Origin of the sequence: Curtobacterium sp. MCBD17_023, from assembly GCF_003224415.1 — a bacterium.
Classification (GTDB): domain Bacteria; phylum Actinomycetota; class Actinomycetes; order Actinomycetales; family Microbacteriaceae; genus Curtobacterium.
Genome location: NZ_QKLJ01000004.1, coordinates 22,002 through 39,876 on the forward strand (window position 1 = coordinate 22,002; position 17,875 = coordinate 39,876).

Below are 17,875 nucleotides of genomic sequence, written 5' to 3' on the forward strand. Positions count from 1 at the left end.
TCGTTCCCCTACTTGTAGACGGCGGACTGACCGTAGAGCACCTGCGTGAACTGCGACACGTAGGGGCTGACGTCTCCGTCCGGCAGGTTGTACGTCATGAAGACGCCGTACCCGTCTGCCTTGGTGCGCTCGGCGAGCGTGACGGCCAGGTCCACCGGGGTGTTCTGGATGTCGACCGCCGCGGCCGAGAGCTTCGACTTCGGCACGCCGGGGATGCTCGGCGCCGTGTAGGTGCCGTAGTAGGGGTTCCAGGCGTAGTCGAGCTTCTTGCCGATCGACGGCTTCTCGTGCTGCAGCGACGTCGACGACGGGCCGATGTCGTAGAACGAGATGATCTTGCCGGGCATGTCCGCTCGGAGCGCCGAGATGAGCCAGCCGATCGACTGGTCGTTCGGCTGCGGGGTGCCGTCCACGCCGTAGTCCGAGTACTCGTCGTCGAGGTCGACGCCGTCGAGCCCGTACTTCTCGACGGTCGCCGACACCTGCGCCGCGAAGTCCCGCGCGTCCGCCTTCGACGTGAAGTTGGCCAGGCCCGTGCCCTGGTGGTTGCCGAGCACCGAGAGCGTGACCTTGATGCCCTTGGCCTGCAGCGGGCGGATCTGGGTCGCCGCCTGGTCGAGCGTGCGCTGCACGTTCTCGTTGGCGTACAGGACCGCGTCGCCGTCCGCGTCACGGTTGATGTTCGCCGCGAAGATGATCGCCACGTCGAACGCGTTGGCGCCGTTCTCGAGCGTGTACCGGCCGACGTTCCGGAGCTCGTCGTTGTTCACCTCGACGTAGGCGATGCTCGTCGGCCCGGACTTCGTCGGGGCGGTGTGCCCCGGCCGCCCGTGGCCGTGTCCGTGTCCCTGGCCGTGTCCGTGTCCGTGTCCGTGGCCCTGCGATGCCGCTGCCGGCCCGCCCGGTGCTGCCGACGCGGCGGCGGGCACCATCGGCGCCGCCACCATGGCGACCAACGCCGCCACGATCCCGATCTTCATGGTCTTCTGCATGACACTCCTCTTCGAGTGGTGTCCGCGGCGACGAGGTGCCGCCGTGGTCCACGACCGGTCCGGCCGTGGGACCCGCCGCCGGGACACCCGAAGTCCCGGCGGCGGGGGTCTCAGTGGGCCGCCGTCAGCGCTCCTCGCTCGTGCGCGGGAAGCGGAAGGTGCGGACCTCGAAGGCGTCGACCGCGAAGGCCGCCACCCCGTCGGTGACCGCGGCGACGCCGGGCAGCGCCGGGTCCGTCTCCTCGAGCAGCGTGACCTCGACCGGCTCGCCGAACGGCCCGTCGACCGCCAGACCCCCGGTCCCGCGTCGGCCCGCCGGCTCGTACACGCGGACGACCAGGTCACCCATGCGGTCGTCGGCGAGCTTGACGGCCGAGACCACGACGTCACCGGAGGCCTGGACGAGCGAGTCGAAGCCGTGCGCGCCGGCGATCCGTCGGACGGACGTGTTCATGACCGTGCCCGCAGCGGTCGCCCCGACGACGTCGGTCCCGATCACCAGGCCGTACCGGTGCGTCTGCACGCCCTGGTCCGTCTCGGGGTCGGGGAACCGCGGTGCGCGGAGCAGCGAGAGCCGGACCGTCGTCGTGACGTGCCCGTCGACCGCGTCGCGCGTGACGTCGAACCCGTGGATCGAGTCGTTGACGAGCGCCACGCCGAACCCGGGCTCCTCGACGAGCACGTACCGGTGCATGGACGTCTCGAACTTCGCGGCCTCCCACGAGGTGTTCGTGTGTGTCACCCGCTTCTGCGCGCCGAACTGCGTCTCCGCGATGGTGTGCTCGGCACGGACGTCGAGCGGGAACGCGACCTTGAGGAACTTCTCGGTCTCGTGCCAGTCCGTGACCTGGTCGAACTCGAGCGTCCGGGTGCCGGGCGCGAGCGTGATCTCCTGCGTGAGCGTCGACTCGCTGAACGAGCGCGACACCGAGACGCGGGCGGTCCCGTCCTCGTCGACCGAGCCGCGCAGGGCGGTCACGTCGACCAGGTCGTCGACGCGGTTCCGGTAGTACCGGTCGACGTCCCACGCGTCCCACATGTTCGGGAAGTCCTGGTGCAGCTGGAGCAGGTTCGCGACCTGGCCCGGTGCGATCGCGTCGCGACCGGTGGCCAGGTCGACGGCGCTCGTGACGAGTCCGCGGCCGTCGACGACGACGCGGACCAGGTCGTTCGTGAGCACGAAGCCGCCGTCGGCCTCCTCGAGGCGGACCGGGGTGGTCGCCTCCAGGTCGGTCGTCAGGATCGCGCTCTGCGCCAGGGCGCCGCCGTGGAGGCTCGGGGCCGGGTTGACGACGACCGTCGCGTCCCCCTCACCGGCGAGCGCCGACAGGGCGGCGGCGATGAGGGCCTCCAGGCGGGCCGCGATCTCCGCGTACCGCTCGACGGCCTCACGGTGCACCCACGCGATCGAGGTGCCCGGCAGGATGTCGTGGAACTGCTGGAGGAGGACCTGCTGCCAGAGCGCGTCGAGCTCGTCGTACGGGTAGGCGAAGTCGGTGCGGGCAGCGGCCGTGGCGCACCACAGCTCGGCCTCGACGAGCAGGTGCTCGCTCCGCCGGTTGCCCTGCTTCGTCTGGTGCTGGCTCGTCAGCGTGGCTCGGTGCAGCTCGAGGTAGAGCTCGCCGACCCACACGGGCGGGTTCTCCAGCTCGCGCTTGGCCCGGTCGAAGAACGCGTCCGGGTGCTCCCACGTGACGCGGGCGCTGCCCTCGAGGTCCGCCAGACGTGCCGCCGTGCCGGTCATCTCGCGGGTGGTGCCGCCGCCGCCGTCACCCCAGCCGACCGGCGCGATCGACCCGGAGGCGAGCCGGTTCTCCCGGAACTGCCGGGCGGCCTTCGCGACCTCGGAGCCGGACAGCCGCGAGTTGTACGTGTCCATCGACGGGAAGTGCGAGAACACCCGCGACCCGTCGATGCCCTCCCACAGGAACGTGTGGTGCGGGAACTTGTTCACCTGGTTCCACGAGATCTTCTGCGTGAAGAACCACTCGAAGCCCGCGCGACGCATGAGCTGCGGGAGCGCCGGCGAGTAGCCGAAGCTGTCCGGCAGCCAGACGCCCTTCGGTCGGATGCCGAACTCGCGCTCGAAGAACCGCTGGCCCTGGGAGAACTGCCGGACGATGCTCTCGCCCGTCGGCATCACCGTGTCGGACTCGACCCACATCCCGCCGAGGGGCAGGAACCGGCCGGCGGCGACGGCGTCCTTGACCTTCGCGTAGACCTCGGGCCGGTGCTCCTTGATCCAGGCGTACTGCTGCGCGCTGGACATGCCGTAGAGGAAGTCGTCCGTCTGGCCGATGAGCTCGGTCATGCTCGACGTGGTGCGGGCGACCTTGCGGATCGTCTCGCGCACCGGCCAGAGCCAGGCGGAGTCGATGTGGGCGTGGCCGACGGCGGAGATCCGGTGCGCGGAGGCCTCGGCGGGTGCGGCGAGCACCTCGGCGAGCGCCGCACGGGCGTCCGGCGCGGTCTCCGGGATGTGCTGCAGGTCGAGGGCGTCGAGGGCGTCGTCGAGCGCCTGGAGGATCCGCATGCGCCGGGGGCCCTGCGGCAGCTCCTCCTGCAGTTCGAGCAGGACGTCGATGTCGAGCGCGAGCTCGTGCACCTCGGCGGCGAACACGGCGAGGTCCATCCGGCGGCTCGTGTACAGCCGCTTCGGGGACGACGTCCGGATGTCGCCCTCCTGCGTGACGAGGAAGGGGTGGTAGTCGAGCAGCACCGGGTTGGACGCTGCCTCGACGAAGAACTCGACGGTCTCGCCGCCGACGGCTGATTCCGCGATGAGCACCCACTGGTTGCGGGGGTTGAGCGACTTCACCGGGGTGCCGTCGGACAGGTAGACGAGCCCCTCGCACTGGAAGCCGGGCATGTTCTTGTCGAAGCCGAGGTCGACGAGCGCCTCGACCCGCTGGCCGGCCCACTCCGCGGGGACGGTGCCGGACAGGCGGAACCAGGTGGTCCCCCACGCGGCACCCCACGGAGTGCCGACCTCGTACGGTTCGAAGTCGAGCGCCAGACCCTCCGCGGGGGCGATCGGCTCACCGGGCAGCTCGTGCCAGGCGGTGTCGAGCGGGACGGCGGTGGCGTGCACCTCGGGCAGGATGCGCTCGTCGAGGACACGGCGTGCGCGGCCGATGGTGAGCGGGATGTCGTCGTGCATGGGTCCTCCGGGACGGCGGTGTCCGTCCGGGTCGTCGGGGCGTGGGGCGTGGGGCGTGGTGCTGGTCGTGCGGAGGTGCTGATCGGGGTCAGGGCATCGTCGCGGGGTGTGCGACGGACACGGTGGCGGACGCGGTGTCGTTCGGGACGTCGACGCAGGTGGTGATCCCGCGCGCGCCCAGGAGCGCGGTGTCCCCGAGGCGGGAGCGCAGCACGACCTGCGGGCCGCGGCCGTCCTGCTCGGCGATCGCGAGCCAGGCCGCGGCGAACCGGCCGCCCGGCGCCGAGTCGGCTCGGGTCCCACCGAGCGGCGTCCCGTCCGGGGCGACGTCGTCGAGCACGAGCGCGGTCGTCGGCGGGGTCGGGGCCTGGTACCGGCCGTCACCGAACGCCAGGGCCATCTCACGGAACCGCTCCCCGGTCGGCTTCACGCGGCCGTCGTTCGTGAGCAGGCCGAGGTCGTACTCGAGCTCCGGGAAGTCGGCGAGCGAGCGGGACACGTCGTGGGAGCACCACCACGTGATGCCGAACAGCCCCTGCACGTCGAGGGCGTGCCGGATGGTCTGCTCGGTGAACGTCGGGGCGTCGGCCACGTCCACCACGTTGGTCGGTGCGCCGACCTCCTGCAACCAGTTCGGCCGGTCCGCGCGGGTGTTCCACGCGGCCGCGAGCTGCAGCAGGTACTCGCCGTGTCGGACCGACCCCGGGCCGAGGGCACCGTGCAGGCGTGCCGACCCGTTGAAGACCCACGAGTGCGTGATTGTCGCGTCCCCGTGGTCGGCCGCGTGCTCCGGGCCGAACGGCTGCGCGTCGTCGTACCAGGCCGCGTCGTACTGGGCGAGGGTCACGAGGGGGGCCGGACGCTCCCCCGTGGCGGGGGCGGGCCGGGTGCCGGAGCCGGGTTGAACCTCCGGACCGGCGAGCCCCTCGCGCGCCGCGGCGACCATCGCCGCCGCCCACGCGTGCCCCTGCTCGGGCGTCGTCGCGAACGGCGACGGGTGCGGGGCGTGCGCGAACTGGTTGACCTCGTTGCCGACCGTGACGCCGAGCAGGTTCGGCCGGTCCCCGACGGCGGCGGCGAGTGCCCGGACGTACGCGGCGGTCGAGGCGACGACGTCGGGGTCGGTGAACATGTTCCGGCGGTGCCACGAGTCGAGCCACGACGGCAGGAAGTCGAAGCTCGACAGGTGCCCCTGCAGCGCGTCGACCGTGACGTCGAGTCCGAACGAGCCGGCGATGTCCACCACGGTCGCCACGTCGTCGAGCGCCTGTTGCCGGATGAGCGTCCGGTTCGGCTGCACGACCGGCCAGAGCGGGAAGACCCGGACGTGGTCGGCGCCGAGCCCGGCGATCGCCTCGAGGTCCCGTGCGGTGTCCGACGGCGAGAAGTCGAGCCAGGAGTGGAACCAGCCGTTCGACGGCGTGTGGTTGACGCCGAAGCGCATCAGCCCTTCACCCCGCCCTCTTCCACGCCCTTGAAGAAGAAGCGCTGCAGGACGGCGAAGATCACGGCGATCGGGATGAACGCGATCATCGTCCCGGCAGCGATCATCCGCTGGTCGGTGGCGAAGGTGCCCTGCAGGTACTGCAGCCCGACCGTCAGGGTGAGCTTGTCCGGGGACTGCAGCACGATGAGCGGCCAGAGGAAGTCGTCCCACGCACCGATGAACGAGAAGATCGCGATCACGGCGATCGTCCCCTGCACGGCGGGCAGCGAGATGTAGCGGAGGCGCTGCATCGCGTTCGCGCCGTCCATCACGGCCGCCTGGTCGATCTCCTCGGGCACCTGGCGGAAGGCGTTGTACATGAGCAGCACGTTGAGCGCGGCGATCATGCCCGGCAGGGCGACACCGACCAGGGAGTCGGCGAGGCCGAGGTCCTTGACCGTGACGAACTGGGAGATGATCGTCGCCTCGCCGGGCAGCACGAGGGTGGCGAGGAACAGGCCGAGGACGACCTTGCGGCCCTTCCACTGCAGGCGGGCGATCGCGAACCCGGCGAGCGTGGCGAACACGATGTTCCCGATGACGTCGATCGCGGCGACGATGAGCGAGTTCCCGATGTACCCGAAGACCGGGATGGCGTCGCCCACGCGGAGGTAGTTGCCGAACGTCGGCTGCGCGGGGATGAACGACGGGTTCGCGGTGTAGATGTCCTCGCCGGTGCCCTTGAGCGAGGTCGAGAGCTGCCAGAGGAACGGACCGATCGTGATGAACAGCACCACGACGAGCAGGACGTAGCGGAGCACCTTCTCGCGGGTGGACATGACGCCCCACACCGCGCGACGGCGCCCGCGTCCGCCGGGCGGGGACTGCCGGGAGGCCCGGCCCACGTCCGTCGCGCCGGTCACGTCCGGTGTCGGTGCGGCCACGCCGGCGTTGCCGCCGATGACCGGTTCGCTGGTGCTGGTGGTGTTCGTCACTTGTCCGCCTTGCTGTTCATCCGGGCGAGGGCGAGCATCGGGATCAACGTCACGGCGAAGAGCAAGAGGCTCAGGGCGGACGCGTAGCCGAGGTTGCCGGTGAAGCCGCGGGCGTACTGCTGGATGAGCATGACGAGGGAGTTGTCCTGGCCGCCGGGGCCACCCGTCCCGTTCGTCAAGATGTAGAGCTCGCTGAAGACCCGGAGGGCGCTGACGCACACCAGGATGCCGACGAGCGTCATGGTGCCGCGGACGCCGGGCATGGTGACCGACCAGAACCGGCGCACCGCCCCGGCGCCGTCGAGAGCGGCGGCCTCGTGCAGGTCCTTGCCGACGTTCCCGAGGGCAGCCAGGAAGATGATCATGTAGTAGCCGAGGCCCTTCCACACGGTCAGGCTGATCGCGCTGAACAGCAGCAGCCACCGGTCGGACAGGAACGGGATCGCGCCCTGCACGACGCCGAGCGACTGCGCCATCTCGTTGACGACGCCGCGGTCGTCGAGGATCCAGTTCCAGATGAGCCCGACCACGACCGCGCTCGCGATCACCGGCGTGTAGTACGCGGTCCGGAAGAACGCGATCCCGGGCATCTTGTGCTGCACGAGCACGGCCATGAGGAGCGGGAGGACCGTCAGCAGCGGCAGGCACACCACCATGTAGATGACGCTGTTGAGCAGCGCCTCCCACACCTGCGGGTCCGCGAGCAGGGTCCGGAAGTTCGCCGTCCCCACCCATGCACTGACCCCACCGAGCGGGCTGGCGTTCGTGAACGACAGCCGCACGGTGTTGATCGACGGCCAGAGACTGAACGCGAGCAGCCAGACCAGTGCGGGCAGCACCAGCAGCCAGGGCGTGAACCAGCGGTTCGCACGCATGACGATCCTCCCTCTTCCTTCGGGTACCGGGCCGGATCAGCCGTTGGCGAGCAGGGTGTTCATCTTGGTCTGGGCGGTCTGCAACGCCTTCTCGGGCGTCGTCCCGCCCTTCATCGCCAGCGCGATCTGCTGGTCGAGGAAGTCCGTCATCGCCGAGTTCGCCTCGACCGGGTTGAGGTTCTTCGCGGTCTTCAGGGCGTCGTTCGCGAGGACGCGGGCCTTCGCGTGCACGGTGCCGTCGTCCTCCGAGAAGAACGGGTCGGACTGCGAGGACTTCGTCGACGGGAAGATGTTCACCAGGTGGGCGAACTCCTCCTGGTTCTCGGCGTTCGTCATGAACGCGGCGAGCGCTTCGGCGGTGGCGAGGTGCTTGCTCTTCGCCGAGACGCTGAGGCCCTGCACGTACAGCGGCGGGTTGTCCAGCGCCGGCGAGACGATGATCGTGCCCTTGAGCGACGGGTTGTTCTTCTCGAAGTCGCTGATCGCGGTCGCACCACCGGTGGTCCAGGCGACCTTGCCCTGCGTGAACAGGGTGGAGTTGCCGAGGTAGTCGGTGTTGAGGACCGACGACGGCATGAGCCCGTCCTGGTAGGCCTTCGCGTACTTGCTGATCAGGTCGGCGGCCTTCGAGGAGTCCGCGAACGTGAACTTCGTGCCGTCCGCGTTGAGGATCTTCACGCCGGCCAGCGAGAAGTCGGACAGGCCGGGCTTGCGGCTCATGAGGTAGTCGTCCGGGCACTGCTCGTGCATGGTCGCGGCCTGGTCGAAGAGCTCGTCCGTGGTCGCCGGCGGGTTCTCCGGGTCGAGGCCGCACTGCTCGAACATCGTCTTGTTCCAGTAGTCGATGTCGGTGTTGAGGTACCAGGGGTACCCGAACGTTCCGTCGACGCCCTTGTACCGGTAGGCCGCGAGTGCGCCCTCGACGTAGGTCTTCCCGAGCGTGGAGTCGTCCTTCGCGACGTCCTGCAGGAACCCGCGCTTCGCGAGGGGCAGGGCGATGTCCGGCGGCAGGTTGACGACGTCGGGCAGGGAGTTCGACGACGCCTGGCTGAGCACCTTCTCGGCGTAGCCGTCGCCGGGCTGGTCGACGAGCTTGACCTCCGCGTCGGGGTACTTCTTCTCGAACGCCTTCACGACGCCGTTGAGGTAGTCCGTGTACGTCGGCGTGAGTGCCCAGGTCTGCAGGGTGATCGACCCGCTGACCTCTCCGCCGCCACCGCCACCGGTGGCCGCCCCGCTACCGCTCGAGCAACCGGTGAGGACGAGCGCTGCGGCGGCAGCGCCGGCGAGGATCGCGGCCACTCGGCCCGACGTCGTGCGTGGGGTGGTTCTCATCGTTGCTGACTCCTTCGTCGAGCTACTGAACCGGTTCAGCCTTCTGCGCCGAACCGCTGCGTGACGGCGACGATGCCTGACTAAAGCGCTATAGTCAAGCCCGTGGCCACAGGACGGCGGACGACGATCGCCGACATCGCAGCGCGGGCGGGCGTGTCGATCAGCGCCGTCTCCTTCGCCCTCAACGGGCGCCCCGGCGTGTCCGAGGCGACACGAGAACGAGTGCGACAGGCGGCGCGCGAACTCGACTGGCAGCCGCACACCGCGGCCCGCGCCCTCGGGGGCGCGAAGGCCGGGTCGATCGGCTTCGTGCTGAACCGCCCGGCGCGCACGCTCGGCACCGAGTCGTTCTTCGGCGACCTCATCTCGGGGATCCAGCTCGGCCTGACCGGCACCCACATCGGCATGACCCTGCTCGTCGCCCGTGACGCCGACGAGGAACTCGAGACCTACCGCGACTGGTGGCGCGGGCACCGGGTCGACGGCGTCATCGTGATCGACCCGCGCCGGGACGACGACCGCCTCCGTCTGCTCGCCCAGCTCGGGATGCCGTCCGTCGTCGTCGGCTCGCACCCCACCCCCGCCGGGTCGGCCCCGAGCGTCTGGATCGACGACTCGGACGCGACCGACACCGTCCTCCGGTACCTCCGCGCACTCGGGCACCGCCGCATCGCCCACGTGTCCGGGCCGCCGGAGTTCGAGCACACCGCACTGCGCATCGAACGCGTCCGGGCGTTCGCGGGTACGTTGCCGGACGCCACCGAGGACGACCGCACGGAGTCCATCCCCACCGACTACTCCGCCGAGGCCGGGTCCGCAGCCACCCGACGCCTGCTGTCCGGCGCCCGGCGCCCCACCGCGATCGTGTTCGACAACGACGTGCTCGCCGTCGCGGGACTCGGCGTCGCGAGCGAGATGGGCGTCCGCGTGCCGCAGGACGTGTCCATCGTGTCGTTCGACGACTCCGCGATGATCCGGCTCGTCCGCCCCGCGATCACCTCGCTGACGCGTGACACCGTCGAACTCGGCCAGCGGGCGGCGGTCCTGCTCCGCGAGCAGATCGAGGCCGACGCTCCGCTGCCGTCACGGCCGGGGCCGGAGTTGACGCTGAGCGTGCGCGAGTCCACGGCCCGCGTCGCCGACTGACGACGCCGACTGACGACGCGGACTACGACCGCTCGTCGACGAGGGCGACGAAGCGGCTGCCGATACCCTCGACCTCGCGCCGCGTGAAGCCCGCCGGGGCTTCCGGCGCCTGGTACGGCGCGTGGTAGTCGCACATCAGGTGGTCCCAGTCCGGCCACCACTTCTTCGGCCGGGCCTCTTCCGCGTACCCGCACACGACGCACTCCAGGTGCACCCACACCTTCTTGCCGGTGCGGTTCGCCCGCGACTGCACGAGCCACGCGGGCGGGTCCTGCTCGATCGCGGTGAGTTCGGCCTCGCTGAGGCGGGACGGGATCCCGTGGTGGGTCGCCATCTCGAGGGGGATGTCGAGCCGGATGGCGGCGTCACGTCGGGAGAGCACCAGTCCAGGGTAGGTGCTGTGCCGGCGCGACGTCCGCCGCCTGCACGGCGTCGACCTCCGACCCCGCCCTCGTCGTCACGGTCGGGGTGGCGAGACTGCTGTGGTGAGGCGTTGACTGGTCCGATGACGTTCGAGGTCCGCGACGCGACTCCTGCTGACGCCGCCCAGGTCACGCGGGTGCACCAGCGGTCTCGTGAGGCGTACTACGGGGACGCGCTCGACCGCCGCGACACGGCTCAGGACCGGTACCCGATGTGGCTCGCCACCCTGACCCGTCCCGGCACCTGGTGCCTCGTCGCCGAGCAGGACGGGCACGTCGCCGGCTTCATCGCGGCACACCTCGCGGACCGCGGTTCGCCTGCTGAGCTGTCGAGCCTCTACGTCGACCCCGATCGGTTCGGTACGGGCATCGGCACTGCGTTGCACATCCGGTTCATCGAGGTCGTCCCGTCGGGTACCGCTGAGCTCGAGGTGTGGGACGGGAACGATCGGGCCAAGCGCTTCTACGCGGACCGAGGCTGGCGACCGACGACCCGCACCCGGGCCGGTGTCGCCGGGAGGCCCTTCGTGACCTGGAAACTCGACGTGCGTCGCGGCTCGCGGTCGCTCAACGCTCGATGACCACACGGTTCCACGGGCTGCCCGGTCGGGTACGGATCGCCTCGGCAGCCGACCTGGACGCGTGAGCCGTTCCTCCGCAGGCCGTCAGCCGATGACGCAGGGCGTCTCGAAGCGCAGGCCGAGGACGGTGGCGAGCTGGCGCCCGGAGGCTTCGGCTTCCGCACGCGTGTCGACGCGGAGCAACGGGGTCCGGCCGACCGACAACAACCACTGCGCCCCGGTGAACCGGGCACTGATCGCGTTCTCGCCCACGGCTACGCCCACTCACCGATCGTCGGGAGACCCCACTTGTCGGCTCCTGGCGCCCACGACCCGCCGAGGTCCTGACTGAGCGCCGCTGACGTGAGTGCGGGAGCGACACAGTGGAGGTGGAGACGAACGGGACGCTGCAGGAGGTGCTGCGATCGGGTCGACGTTCCGGTGCGGAGTCGGCGGGCGGCGGTGACGTGCTGCATGGTTGCCTTCCTGAGGCGGTGTCCACGTCGGACCGGAGTCGGATCCGGGAGTGCGCGACGCGGCTGGCAGGGTCTGGGCCAGTCACGCCAGGCTACGAGCGGAACCGGCCCGCGTCATGGGGGTGGACGAGGAGCCCTCGGAGTGCTACATGGTCACCGCGCCGATCCCCGGGACACGCCGGAGCGCGTCCGGGACTTGACGGAGCGTTCGAACACACGTTCGAATACGGGAGTGGGACGGCGTCGCGAGAACCGGTGGCAGCCCCCGGAACACCCGGAGGTCGAACGCCCGCGCGCCTTCTCCCTGTCCGAGGAGGCACGCGGTGGTGACGTCTGCCACGCGGTCACCCCGATGCCGGTCTGGGCATGGGTGCAGTTCCCGACGTTCCACGTCCGGGTCAAGGCGTTCGCCCGCAGCTGGACGCGCGACGCGGTGCTCGTCGAATGGGCGCAGTTCGGGCAGCAGGCCGACGCCTGGATCTGGCGTTCGGCCGTCAAGCACCGGACCCTCCGAGCCGCCGACCCACGGACCGGGCACGCACCGACGAACGGGGCGCGTTCTGATCCCCGACCGGTGCGACAGCGCTCAGCGGAGTCCGTATGACGCACTGCGTTGACTTCGCGGACGAGCGCGAGGATCGTTCCCGACACACCGGTTCGCGAAGATGCTCGAGATTCGAGACATCCGGCCGGACCGGAGATCGGAAGGAGGCACCATGAAGAAGACCGAGGTGCCGTCCTGGGTCGCCCACCTGCTCACCCCACCCGAGGTCATCGAGGCCTACGTCGACCAACGGGTCAACGACCCGTCGCTCTTGTCGGACGTGCAGGCGGAACCCACGTACGCGGACTTCCTCCGCGGCGAGTAGACGGATCGTGGTGCGCGACCGATGACGGTCGCGTCGCCGACGTGGCACCGGCCTCCCGGCCGGCCGGGAGGCCCACCCCACGTCCCGCACACCCCCGACGGTGGTCGTGTCCGCCGTCGGTCAGAGCGGCGCCGCGCTGCGGCGCGCCGTGAGCGTCACCCCGGCGCTCGCCGCCGTGACACACGCGAGGGCGACGACCTCGACGGGAGACAGTGCCTCGCGGAGGACGACGAGCCCGGCGAGCGCCGCGAGTGCCGGCCCGAGACTCTGCAGCACGCCGAACACCCGGGTCGGCATGCGCCGGAGGGCCGTCATCTCGAGCGAGTAGGGCAACACGCTCGACAGGACCGCCACGGCGCCGAAGACCAGCAGGAGCACCGGGTCCGCGACGACGCCCTCGGCCGCGGGCCGGAGCCCGAACGGCAGTGCGACGACCATCGCGACGAGCATCGAGACGCTCAGGCCGTCGATGCCCGGGATCGCCGCACCGACGCGTCGGTTCATGACGATGTAGGCGGCCCAGCACCCGGCTGCGAGCACCGCCGCGGCGACTCCCCCGAGGTCACCCACCGCGGACGGCCCGACGCCGAGGAGCACCACGCCGGCAAGCGCCAGGGCTGCCCAGACGGCATCACGCCACCGGCGGGTGTGCACGAGGGACAGTGCCAGCGGACCGAGGAACTCGATCGTCACGGCGACGCCGATCGGGATCGTCGCGAACGCGAGGTAGATGAAGACGTTCATGCCGCCGAGGGCGAGGCCGAGCACGACGGCTCCTCGCCACTGCACGCGGGTCCAGTGCCGCACCCGCGGGCGGACGAGCAGCGCCAGGACGAGCGCACCGATGACCAGGCGGAGCATGACCGCGCCGAGCGAGCCGACCTCCTCGAAGCGGGTCTTCGCGACCGCGGCCCCGATCTGGACCGACACCATCGCGGCGAGCGCCAGCAGCGGTGCCGGGACGCGGGTCATCCGAGGTACGCCAGGACGGCCAGGACACGGCGGTGGTCCTCGCCGGTGTCCTCGAGCGCGAGCTTGGCGAAGATGCTCGAGACGTGCTTCTCGACCGCGCCGGTCCCGATCACCAGGGCGCGGGCGATGGCGGCGTTCGTGCGGCCCTCGGCCATCAGCCCGAGGACCTCACGCTCACGGGGGGTCAGGGCGGCGAGCGGGTCGCGGCGGCGGCTCATGAGCTGCGTGACGACCTCGGGGTCGAGCACGGTGCCGCCGGAGGCCACGCGGCGCACGGCGTCGTCGATCTCGTCGAGGCGGGTCACACGGTCCTTCAGCAGGTACCCCACGCCCGAGCTGCCCGCGGCGAGGACGTCCTCGGCGTAGGTGGCCTCGACGTACTGCGAGAGCAGCAGGATCCCGGTCCGGGGTGCGATCCGACGGGCCTGGACGGCGGCGCGGACGCCCTCGTCGGTGAACGTCGGCGGCATCCGGACGTCCATGACCACGACGTCGGGCGCGAGTGCGGGGAGCGCCGCCAGGAACGAGGCCGGGTCGCCGAACTGCCCGACGACGTCGATGCCGGCTTCGTCGAGCACGCGGGCCAGCCCCTCGCGCAGCAGGACGGCGTCGTCGACGACGACGGCCCGGATGCGCGCTGCATCCGGGCCGTCGGTCATGCGGTCAGCCTAGTGGCGACCGGACGCCGGTCACGCGCGGTGCGTGGGGACGCCGTTCAGCGCGCCGAGCGGGATCCGCGCGGTCGCCTCGGTCGGGCCGCCGGCGGGGCTGGAGACCGTCAGCTCCCCGTCGAGGGCGCGCATCCGGCCCATCAGCCCCTGGATGCCGTGCCCCTCGCGCGGGCTGGCACCGCCGCGGCCGTCGTCGGTGACGCTGACGGTGAGGAACCAGGTACCGGACGCGTCGACGAGCAGCCCGAGGTAGACCCCCGCGGCGGAGGCGCCGGCGTGCTTCGCCGTGTTCGTCAGGAGCTCGCTCACGGTGAAGTACACGTTCCGCTGGATCTCGGACGCGAGCTCGAGCCCGTCCGGCAGACGGACGTCGAGCCCGACGGGGATCGGCGACCGCGCGCACAGTGCTTCGAGGGCCGCGACGAGACCGCGGTCGAGCAGGATCGGCGGCGCGAACCCGCGGGACAGCGCGCGGAGTTCGTCGAGCGCGTCCTGCGCGTGTCCCGACGCCTCGGCGATGAGCTGCTTGGCGCGTTCCGGGTCCTTCTCGAACGACCGCTCGGCCGAGGCCAGGTCCATGCGGAGTCGGACGAGTCGCTGCTGCGGGCCGTCGTGCAGGTCGCGCTCGATCTGGCGGAGTGCCTGCCCCTCCGCGGTGACGGCACCGGCGCGGGACGCCTGGAGGCCCGCCACGCGCTGCTCGAGCACCTCGGCCCGGAACCCGCCGAGCAGGCCGTGGTCGATCCAGTAGTGGGCGAGCACGGAGCCGCGCAGCCACAGCGGGAACAGCAGGACGCTCGCGGCCATCGAGAGCAGCGCGAGGGTGCCGAGCCCGGCGATCGACCCGATCCCGTTCGGGTCGACCAGGTACGTCCCGGCGACGACGTAGGCGAGGACCGCGACGACCGGCCAGAGGAACCCGACCGCCAGGAGGAGCCCGGCACCGACGGTGACCACCGCGGCCATCGGGTAGACGACCACCGCGTGCAGCAGGTACAGCCAGTAGTGCGGATTCGCGACCGCGGACCCGGTGCGGGTCCACCAGTTCTGCTGCCAGCGGGGTGTCCAGTCCACCGGACGGATCGGTCGCGGGTCCGCCCAGCTCATCCGGAGCTTCTCGAACTGCCCCAGCCACCGGGCGACGAACAGCGCGACGAAGAACAGCAGCAGCGTGAACGGGTTGAGGACGTCCCGCGAGCCGAACCCGCCGATGCCCAGGACGGCGGGGAACGCGAAGTACAGCGTGCAGAGGAGCACCGCCGTGAGTGCCATGTAGCCGAAGTCCCGCGGCGACCGACGCCAGGCCTCCCGGTAGAAGGCACCGGCCGTCATGCCGCCGCCCCCGCCACGGACCGGGCTCGACGGCCCCCGCGTGGCGCTGCCCTGGGCGGACAGGGGCGGTGTCGCGTCCCAGCTCGGGTGGGTGCCGTCGCTCGGGGCGGGCTGGGAGGGCATCGGGGTGGTGGCTTCCGGTGTCGGTCGGTCAGGGGCGCTGTCGCGGTCGGGCGTCGTGTCCCGGTCGGCGGTGGTGTCCCGGCCGGGTGTGGTGTCCCGGTCGGTCGCCGTCACGTCGTGGAGCGGAACGGTCTCGGCGTGGTCGGGTGCTGCCGTCACGTCGTGGAGCGGAACGGTCTCGGCGTGGTCGGGCGAGGCCACCGCCTCGTCCAGGGGGACGGTGCGGGCCAGGTCGAGCCGGTCGGTGTCGGTCATGCATCGAGCCTCGCGGAGACGAGGGCCCGGTCCCATCCTGCCGTCTCCCGGACCAGGGGTGGGGTTGTCCCCACCCCGACACGGTGGTCCTCGCGTTCGTCGTCCGGTGATGTGTAAGGTGCCGGTACTGCATCGCGTCACGAGGGGGAACCGTGGACCAGACCCGGTACGAACGACTGTCCGCGCTGGCCGCCGTGGTGGCCGCGCTCGTCCCGGCCGTCACGGTCGTCATCGGGTGGCTGGACCGGATGGCCGCGTGGCCGACGTGGTCGGGGCTCGGCGTCGTCGGGCTGGTGGCGGGAGCCGTCACGGCCGTCCTCGCCGCCCGACGCGGGGACCGTGCGACGCTCGGCTTCGGGCTCGCAGCCGTCGCCCTCCCGCTCGGGGTCCTGCTGCCCACCGCGCTGCACCCCGTCGCGACCGTGCTGCTGCTCCTCGCGCGCGTCCTGCTCCTGGTGTTCGGCGTCGTGCTCGTGGTGCGGTCGTCCGGGTCGCGCCGCACCGCGGGCTGGTTCGTCACGGTCGGAGCCGGCGTCTGGCTGCTGTCCGAGGCCGTGATGAACGTGCTGTTCCGCGTCTGGATCCCGCCGCAGGAAGCACTCCTGCCCCTCTTCACCGTGCCGCAGGTCGGCGAGTTCGTCGGATTCGCCACGGCTGCGCTCGTGTTCGTCCCACCGCTCGTCCGCCCGGTCGGCGCGGGCGTCCGCCGACTCTGGGAGACCGCCGACGTGCGCTGACGCCGCCGGTGCGCAGGGCCGGGCCGCGCGGCACCGTGGTCGGGATCGGGATCGGGATCGGCCGAGCGGACCGTGCCCGGCCAGCACCGCCGGGCCCGGCCAGCAGGGCGTCACACGAGGGCGGCCGCGACCTCCGGCGTCTCGTCCGGCACCGACCACGGCCGCTGCGTCATGCCGCTGTCCCCGCGGACGGACACGACCGCGCCGGAGTCGTCCCGGGTGTACACGATGTCCTCGTCGACGGACCCGAACCGGTTGCCGGATGCCATGCGGAGCGTGTCGGCGTCGACGACCTCGAGCCGGACCGGCGACTCGGTCGGCACCGGCTGCGTCGGGTCGATCGCGAGCAGGCGGTCACCCACCCTCGCGATGTCGGTGATCCCCTCGAAGGTCGCGAAGCGCCCCGTGTACCGTGCGGCGTCGACGTCGGCGGGGATCGCCGGACCGGCCGCGTGCTCGTCGGCGGCCGCGTCGAGCAGGTGCACGATGCCGTACGCCAGCATCGTCGCCGGACCGGTGGCGCTGCTCGTCAGGACGGACACGACCAGTGAGGACGCGGGGTCGAACACGGACTGCGTGATCTGTCCGGGGAACCCGCCGGAGTGGCCCCGGACCTCCCGGCCGTTGATCCGGTCCACGATGAACCCGGCGCCGTAGCCGCGGGCGGCCGGGTCGGAGTCGAGCGCACTCCACGCCTTCCGCTGCGCGAGGCGCTTGGCGTGGTCGGAGAGCAGCGTCCCGCGACCCGGCACGTGCGCCGAGAAGTAGCGGACCAGGTCCGAGGCCGTGCCGTGGAAGCCGGTCGCCGCGGCGAGCGCCCCGGTCGTCACGTGCGGGACCGGCTGCCGGGTGCGCGCCGTGTGGAGGCCGGTGTAGCCGACGACGAACTCGTCCTCGCGAGCGGGGTCGAACTCCGCACCGGTGTGGCGGAGCCCGAGCGGCTCGGTGATCGCGGTGCGGACGTGCTCGGCGTACGGGGTGCCCGTCACGGCCTCGATGACGAGCCCGAGCAGCCCGTAGCCGAGGTTCGAGTAGTTGAACGCCGACCCGACCGGGACCTTCGCGCCGCCCGCGACGACGAGGTCGACGAGCTGCTGCGCGTCCGGGAAGGGGTGCGCGAGCGCCCAGTGGTCACCGTCGGCGCCGTCACGGACGACCCCGGCACCCATCTCCATGAGCTCGCGGACGGTGGCGTCGGCGATCGGGGAACCCGCCTCGACGAGCGCGGGGACGAACGAGCCGACCGTGTCGTCGAGCCGCAGCGCGCCCTGGTCGGCCAACTGGAGCAGCGCGGTGGCGGTGAAGGTCTTCGAGTGCGAGGCGATCCGGAACAGGTCCGTCGTCGTCAGTCGCCGCCCGGCTGCCACGTCGGCGTACCCCCAGGCGTCGGCGAACAGTTCCTCGTCCTCGAAGCCGATGGCGACCTGCACGCCGGGGAGCCGCAGCTGCCACACCTTGTAGGCGACCCACTCTCGGACGTAGGGCAGGACGGACCCGTAGGCTGCGCGCTTCTCCATGCCGACCAGCCT

General features: G+C 71.4%; 17 protein-coding genes. 5 read left to right on the forward strand and 12 right to left on the reverse strand.

The window, feature by feature from the left end:
- Positions 1–8: 8 nt before the first annotated feature.
- The 6 genes from DEI84_RS07080 to DEI84_RS07105 form a co-directional block, all read right to left on the reverse strand.
- Complete coding sequence (locus tag DEI84_RS07080) at positions 9–992, reverse strand: endo-beta-N-acetylglucosaminidase H (protein WP_110890228.1); 984 nt, start codon at positions 990–992, stop codon at positions 9–11.
- Positions 993–1,116: 124 nt separating this feature from the next.
- Positions 1,117–4,152 carry a glycoside hydrolase family 38 C-terminal domain-containing protein gene (locus DEI84_RS07085; protein WP_110890229.1) on the reverse strand — a complete coding sequence of 1,012 codons (3,036 nt, stop codon included), beginning with the start codon at positions 4,150–4,152 and terminating at the stop codon, positions 1,117–1,119.
- A gap of 88 nt (positions 4,153–4,240) precedes the next feature.
- A complete protein-coding gene (locus DEI84_RS07090; RefSeq protein WP_110890230.1) occupies positions 4,241–5,596 on the reverse strand; it encodes a glycosyl hydrolase in 1,356 nt (451 codons plus the stop codon).
- A complete protein-coding gene (locus DEI84_RS07095) occupies positions 5,596–6,573 on the reverse strand; it encodes a carbohydrate ABC transporter permease (protein ID WP_220032699.1) in 978 nt (325 codons plus the stop codon). Before DEI84_RS07095 ends, DEI84_RS07090 begins: the two co-directional genes overlap by 1 nt.
- Positions 6,570–7,448, reverse strand: a complete 879-nt coding sequence (locus DEI84_RS07100) for a carbohydrate ABC transporter permease (RefSeq protein WP_110823792.1) — start codon at positions 7,446–7,448, stop codon at positions 6,570–6,572. Before DEI84_RS07100 ends, DEI84_RS07095 begins: the two co-directional genes overlap by 4 nt.
- A gap of 36 nt (positions 7,449–7,484) precedes the next feature.
- Positions 7,485–8,783 (reverse strand): sugar ABC transporter substrate-binding protein, encoded by a 1,299-nt coding sequence (locus DEI84_RS07105; RefSeq protein ID WP_110890231.1) that lies wholly within the window; start codon positions 8,781–8,783, stop codon positions 7,485–7,487.
- A gap of 102 nt (positions 8,784–8,885) precedes the next feature.
- Here DEI84_RS07105 and DEI84_RS07110 point away from each other — a divergent pair, with 102 nt between their 5' ends.
- On the forward strand, positions 8,886–9,929 hold the full coding sequence (locus DEI84_RS07110) for a LacI family DNA-binding transcriptional regulator (protein ID WP_110823790.1): 1,044 nt from the start codon (positions 8,886–8,888) through the stop codon (positions 9,927–9,929).
- A 22-nt stretch (positions 9,930–9,951) separates the two neighbouring features.
- Here DEI84_RS07110 and DEI84_RS07115 read toward each other — a convergent pair whose 3' ends face one another.
- Positions 9,952–10,311 (reverse strand): hypothetical protein, encoded by a 360-nt coding sequence (locus DEI84_RS07115; protein ID WP_110890232.1) that lies wholly within the window; start codon positions 10,309–10,311, stop codon positions 9,952–9,954.
- Positions 10,312–10,434: 123 nt separating this feature from the next.
- Between DEI84_RS07115 and DEI84_RS07120 the strand changes: the two genes are divergently transcribed.
- Positions 10,435–10,932, forward strand: a complete 498-nt coding sequence (locus tag DEI84_RS07120; protein ID WP_110890233.1) for a GNAT family N-acetyltransferase — start codon at positions 10,435–10,437, stop codon at positions 10,930–10,932.
- An 84-nt stretch (positions 10,933–11,016) separates the two neighbouring features.
- On the opposite strand, the gene DEI84_RS15460 is transcribed toward DEI84_RS07120, so the two are convergent.
- A complete protein-coding gene (locus DEI84_RS15460; RefSeq protein ID WP_146232771.1) occupies positions 11,017–11,196 on the reverse strand; it encodes a hypothetical protein in 180 nt (59 codons plus the stop codon).
- 423 nt (positions 11,197–11,619) lie between these two features.
- On the opposite strand from DEI84_RS15460, the gene DEI84_RS07130 reads away from it, so the two are divergent.
- Together DEI84_RS07130 and DEI84_RS15630 are read left to right on the forward strand one after the other, a co-directional pair.
- Entirely contained in the window at positions 11,620–11,991 is a 372-nt protein-coding gene (locus DEI84_RS07130) for a hypothetical protein (protein WP_110823786.1), read from the forward strand.
- A gap of 112 nt (positions 11,992–12,103) precedes the next feature.
- Positions 12,104–12,256 (forward strand): hypothetical protein, encoded by a 153-nt coding sequence (locus tag DEI84_RS15630; RefSeq protein WP_181419398.1) that lies wholly within the window; start codon positions 12,104–12,106, stop codon positions 12,254–12,256.
- Positions 12,257–12,376: 120 nt separating this feature from the next.
- Here the strand turns inward: DEI84_RS15630 and DEI84_RS07135 are convergent, their stop codons facing one another.
- From DEI84_RS07135 to DEI84_RS07145, 3 genes are read right to left on the reverse strand one after another with little or no spacing between them, the layout of a single operon-like run.
- A complete protein-coding gene (locus DEI84_RS07135; protein WP_110890235.1) occupies positions 12,377–13,228 on the reverse strand; it encodes a DMT family transporter in 852 nt (283 codons plus the stop codon).
- Positions 13,225–13,887 carry a response regulator transcription factor gene (locus DEI84_RS07140; protein ID WP_110890236.1) on the reverse strand — a complete coding sequence of 221 codons (663 nt, stop codon included), beginning with the start codon at positions 13,885–13,887 and terminating at the stop codon, positions 13,225–13,227. The genes DEI84_RS07135 and DEI84_RS07140 overlap by 4 nt, the downstream gene beginning before the upstream one ends.
- Before the next feature lie 30 nt (positions 13,888–13,917).
- Complete coding sequence (locus tag DEI84_RS07145; protein WP_110823783.1) at positions 13,918–15,609, reverse strand: sensor histidine kinase; 1,692 nt, start codon at positions 15,607–15,609, stop codon at positions 13,918–13,920.
- A 152-nt stretch (positions 15,610–15,761) separates the two neighbouring features.
- On the opposite strand from DEI84_RS07145, the gene DEI84_RS07150 reads away from it, so the two are divergent.
- Complete coding sequence (locus tag DEI84_RS07150; RefSeq protein ID WP_110890237.1) at positions 15,762–16,346, forward strand: hypothetical protein; 585 nt, start codon at positions 15,762–15,764, stop codon at positions 16,344–16,346.
- Positions 16,347–16,456: 110 nt separating this feature from the next.
- Here the strand turns inward: DEI84_RS07150 and DEI84_RS07155 are convergent, their stop codons facing one another.
- Entirely contained in the window at positions 16,457–17,863 is a 1,407-nt protein-coding gene (locus tag DEI84_RS07155; protein ID WP_110890238.1) for a serine hydrolase, read from the reverse strand.
- Positions 17,864–17,875: the final 12 nt, after the last annotated feature.

Excerpts from the sequence above, each read along its gene's own strand:
- DEI84_RS07090 (WP_110890230.1), bottom strand. The coding sequence starts at position 5,596 with ATGCGCTTCGGCGTCAACCACACGCCGTCGAACGGCTGGTTCCACTCC.
- DEI84_RS07145 (WP_110823783.1), bottom strand. The coding sequence starts at position 15,609 with ATGACCGACACCGACCGGCTCGACCTGGCCCGCACCGTCCCCCTGGAC.
- DEI84_RS07105 (WP_110890231.1), bottom strand. The coding sequence starts at position 8,783 with ATGAGAACCACCCCACGCACGACGTCGGGCCGAGTGGCCGCGATCCTC.
- DEI84_RS07080 (WP_110890228.1), bottom strand. The coding sequence starts at position 992 with ATGCAGAAGACCATGAAGATCGGGATCGTGGCGGCGTTGGTCGCCATG.
- DEI84_RS07100 (WP_110823792.1), bottom strand. The coding sequence starts at position 7,448 with ATGCGTGCGAACCGCTGGTTCACGCCCTGGCTGCTGGTGCTGCCCGCA.
- DEI84_RS07120 (WP_110890233.1), top strand. The coding sequence starts at position 10,435 with ATGACGTTCGAGGTCCGCGACGCGACTCCTGCTGACGCCGCCCAGGTC.
- DEI84_RS15630 (WP_181419398.1), top strand. The coding sequence starts at position 12,104 with ATGAAGAAGACCGAGGTGCCGTCCTGGGTCGCCCACCTGCTCACCCCA.
- DEI84_RS07135 (WP_110890235.1), bottom strand. The coding sequence starts at position 13,228 with ATGACCCGCGTCCCGGCACCGCTGCTGGCGCTCGCCGCGATGGTGTCG.
- DEI84_RS07140 (WP_110890236.1), bottom strand. The coding sequence starts at position 13,887 with ATGACCGACGGCCCGGATGCAGCGCGCATCCGGGCCGTCGTCGTCGAC.
- DEI84_RS07085 (WP_110890229.1), bottom strand. The coding sequence starts at position 4,152 with ATGCACGACGACATCCCGCTCACCATCGGCCGCGCACGCCGTGTCCTC.
- DEI84_RS07155 (WP_110890238.1), bottom strand. The coding sequence starts at position 17,863 with ATGGAGAAGCGCGCAGCCTACGGGTCCGTCCTGCCCTACGTCCGAGAG.